The sequence below is a fragment of the Piscinibacter sp. genome (assembly GCF_050175855.1).
GTDB lineage: Bacteria > Pseudomonadota > Gammaproteobacteria > Burkholderiales > Burkholderiaceae_C > Piscinibacter.
This window is the reverse complement of sequence record NZ_JBFXIO010000460.1, coordinates 1-3,660: the sequence shown is the minus strand read 5'-3', so window position 1 is coordinate 3,660 and position 3,660 is coordinate 1. Positions and strand designations below refer to the sequence as shown.

The following is a 3,660-nucleotide window of genomic DNA, read 5'->3' as shown; positions in this document are numbered from 1 at the left end:
GACTCGAAGACCTGGGTCGGGTTGGTGCTCACGCGGGCTGCCTCGGGGGTTGCGGGGCGCTCACTGTAGCAGGCCCGCGCGGGGGACGACGGGAGCTTCGCCCGCCACCGCGAGGCGTTGTCGCCGGCGCAGGCGCAGGCGCTGCGCCGGGGGGAGGGGAGGCAGAACGGGTTGCTGGAGCGGGCGCAGACCCGGCGGCGGGATTGTCCTGTGTGCAGCGCAATATATAATCGCGCGCTCACTCTCACGGCCCCATCGTTACGGCCCCCCTGTTACGTCCCTGGCGCCGCCCGCAGCGGACGAGGAGAAAGTGCATGAAGATCGCCGTTCCGCGCGAGGTCCATCCCGGTGAGCGCCGCGTTGCGACCACTCCGGAAGTCGTCCAGCAACTGCTGAAGCTCGGCTTCGAGGTCAGCGTCGAGAGCGAGGCCGGCCTGGCGGCAAACTTCTCCGATGCCGCCTTCAGCGCGGCCGGAGCCACCGTGCTCAGCGACACCCGCGCGCTGTGGGCTGACGCCGACATCGTGCTCAAGGTGCGCGCACCCGAACGCCACCCGGGACTCGGCGTCGACGAGGTCGAACTGCTGCGGGCCGGCCAGACCTTGGTCTCCTTCATCTGGCCCGGCCAGAACGCGGAACTCCTCGATCGCCTCGCCGCCACCGGCGCCAACGTCATCGCCATGGACATGGTGCCGCGCATCTCGCGCGCGCAGAAGATGGACGCGCTGTCCTCGATGGCCAACATCGCGGGCTACCGTGCGATCGTCGAGGCCGCCGGCCAGTTCGGGCGCTTCTTCACCGGCCAGATCACCGCCGCCGGCAAGGTGCCGCCGGCCAAGGTGATGATCATCGGTGCCGGCGTCGCCGGGCTTGCCGCCATCGGTGCGGCCAAGAGCATGGGCGCCATCGTGCGCGCCTTCGACACCCGCCCCGAGGTCAAGGAGCAGGTCGAGTCGATGGACGCCGAGTTCCTCGAACTCGACTTCAAGGAGGAGGGCTCGGGCCAGGGCGGTTACGCCAAGGTCATGAGCAAGGAGTTCATCGAGGCCGAGATGGCGCTGTTCGCCGCACAGGCGCGCGAGGTCGACATCATCGTCACCACCGCACTGATCCCGGGCAAGCCGGCGCCCAAGCTGATCACGAAGGAGATGGTCGAGTCGATGGCCGACGGTTCGGTCGTCGTCGACCTCGCCGCCGAGCAGGGCGGCAACTGCGAACTCACCGTGCCGGGCGAAATCGCCCGCGCGCATGGCGTCACCATCATCGGCTACACCGACCTGCCGAGCCGCCTCGCGACGCAGGCCAGCCAGCTCTACGGCACCAACCTGCGCCACCTGCTGACCGACATGACGCCGGCGAAGGACGGCAACGCCGTCATCGACATGGACGACGAGGTCATCCGCGGCGCCACCGTGATCAAGGCTGGCGAGATCACCTGGCCGCCGCCGCCGCCCAAGCTGTCCGCGGCGCCGCCGCAGGCCAGGGCCGCCGCCGCACCGCCGCCGGCGCCGGTGGAGAAAAAGAAGAACCCGTTGACGAGCGTCGCCCTGCTCGCCATCGGCGCGCTGGCGCTGTGGTCGCTGGGGCGGGTCGCGCCGCCCGAGTTCATGTCCCACTTCACGGTGTTCGTGCTGGCCTGCTTCGTCGGCTACCAGGTGATCTGGAACGTGACCCCGGCGCTGCACACGCCGCTCATGAGCGTGACCAACGCCATCAGCGGCATCATCGTCATCGGCGCGCTGCTGCAAATCTCGACGTCCTCGTTCCTGGTCACGCTGCTGGCGGGGCTCGCCATCCTCATCGCCACGATCAACATCGCCGGCGGCTTCCTCGTCACCCAGCGCATGCTGCGCATGTTCCGCAAGTAGGGGCCCGCCATGGCATCCGGTATCGTCACTGCCAGCTACATCATCGCCGCAGTTCTGTTCATCCTCAGCCTCGGCGGCCTCAGCAACCCCGAAACCGCCAGGCGCGGCAATGCCTACGGCATCGCCGGCATGGTCATCGCCATTCTCGCCACGGTGTTCAGCAGCCAGGTCACCGACTACGTGGTGCTGATCGTCGTCATGGCTGTCGGCGGCACCATCGGCGTGCAGGCCGCGCGCCGCGTGCAGATGACCGAGATGCCGGAACTCGTCGCCATCCTGCACAGTTTCGTCGGCCTGGCCGCGGTGCTGATCGGCTTCGCCACCTACCTGGTCGGCCTCGACGGCTTCCACGGCGCCGAGCGCACCATCCACGAGGTCGAGATCTACCTCGGCATCCTCATCGGCGCGGTCACGTTCACCGGCTCGGTCATCGCCTTCGGCAAGCTGCGCGGCAAGATCGACGGCAAGCCGGTATTGCTGCCGGCACGGCACTGGTTGAACCTCGGCATCGGCATCGCCTGCATCTGGATCGCGACCGGCTTCGTCGGCGCGCAGTCGACCGGCACGGCGGTGTTCCTGCTGGTGCTGATGACCCTGCTCGCCTTCGCCTTCGGCGTGCACATGGTGATGGCGATCGGCGGCGCCGACATGCCGGTGGTGGTGTCGATGCTGAACAGTTATTCCGGCTGGGCGGCGGCGGCGACCGGCTTCATGCTGTCGAACGACCTGCTCATCGTCACCGGCGCCCTGGTCGGCTCGTCGGGTGCGATCCTGTCCTACATCATGTGCCGCGCCATGAACCGCCACTTCCTCGCCGTCATCGCCGGCGGTTTCGGCACCTCGGGCGGCGGCACGGCGACCAGCTACGAGGGCGAGGTCACCGCGGTCAGCGCCGAGGAGACGGCGGAACTGCTGCGCGAGTCCAAGCACGTCGTCATCGTGCCGGGTTACGGCATGGCCGTCGCCCAGGCGCAGAACACCGTCTACGAGATCACCAGGAACCTGCGCGACAAGGGCAAGGAGGTGCGCTTCGCCATCCACCCGGTCGCCGGTCGCATGCCGGGGCACATGAACGTACTGCTGGCCGAAGCCCGCGTGCCCTACGACATCGTGCTCGAGATGGACGAGATCAACGAGGACTTCCCCGAGACCGACGTCGTGCTGGTGATCGGCGCCAACGACATCGTCAACCCGGCCGCGCAGGACGAGCCGGGCAGTCCGATCGCCGGCATGCCGGTGCTCGAGGTGTGGAAGGCCGGCACCGCGGTCGTGCTCAAGCGCTCGATGGCGAGCGGCTACGCCGGCGTCGACAATCCGCTGTTTTTCCGCGACAACACCCGCATGCTGTTCGGTGACGCCAAGCAGAGCCTCGACGCCGTCCTCGCCGCGTTGAACGGCTGAGGCGACGGTGGGCGGCGCCGCGCACGGTTCGCGGCCCGGCCTGCTCACACGCTGGCGCGCGGCTGCGCGCCGACTGAAGACGCAGCTCACCATCCTCGCGCTCGCTGCCAGGCATCCGGCCACACCCTGGCCGGCACGCCTGCTGATCGTCGTGGTCGTGGCCTACGCCCTGTCGCCCATCGACTTGATCCCCGATTTCATTCCCGTCATCGGCTTGCTCGACGATCTCGTGCTGGTCCCGCTCGGCCTGTGGCTGGCGATGCGCCTGGTTCCTGCCGCGGTCTGGGCGGAGTGCACGGCGCGAGCGACCGCCGCGGCGCGGCCGCCTGCGAGCCGTGGCGCCGCTTTCGCCATCGTCGTGTTGTGGGGCCTGGGGCTCGTGTTGGCGACG

Annotated in this window: 3 protein-coding genes; all 3 read left to right on the top strand. The window is 68.9% G+C overall.

The genetic code is table 11. The annotated features are described in order from the left end of the window. The first annotated feature begins 314 nt into the window (after positions 1 to 314). On the top strand, positions 315 to 1,868 hold the full coding sequence (locus tag AB7U92_RS23840) for a Re/Si-specific NAD(P)(+) transhydrogenase subunit alpha (RefSeq protein ID WP_428582800.1): 1,554 nt from the start codon (positions 315 to 317) through the stop codon (positions 1,866 to 1,868). Positions 1,869 to 1,877: 9 nt separating this feature from the next. Further along, positions 1,878 to 3,269, top strand: a complete 1,392-nt coding sequence (pntB, locus tag AB7U92_RS23835; RefSeq protein ID WP_428582798.1) for a Re/Si-specific NAD(P)(+) transhydrogenase subunit beta — start codon at positions 1,878 to 1,880, stop codon at positions 3,267 to 3,269. A 7-nt stretch (positions 3,270 to 3,276) separates the two neighbouring features. Beyond that, on the top strand, positions 3,277 to 3,660 hold a 384-nt coding region (locus AB7U92_RS23830; RefSeq protein ID WP_428582796.1), incomplete at its 3' end, for a YkvA family protein.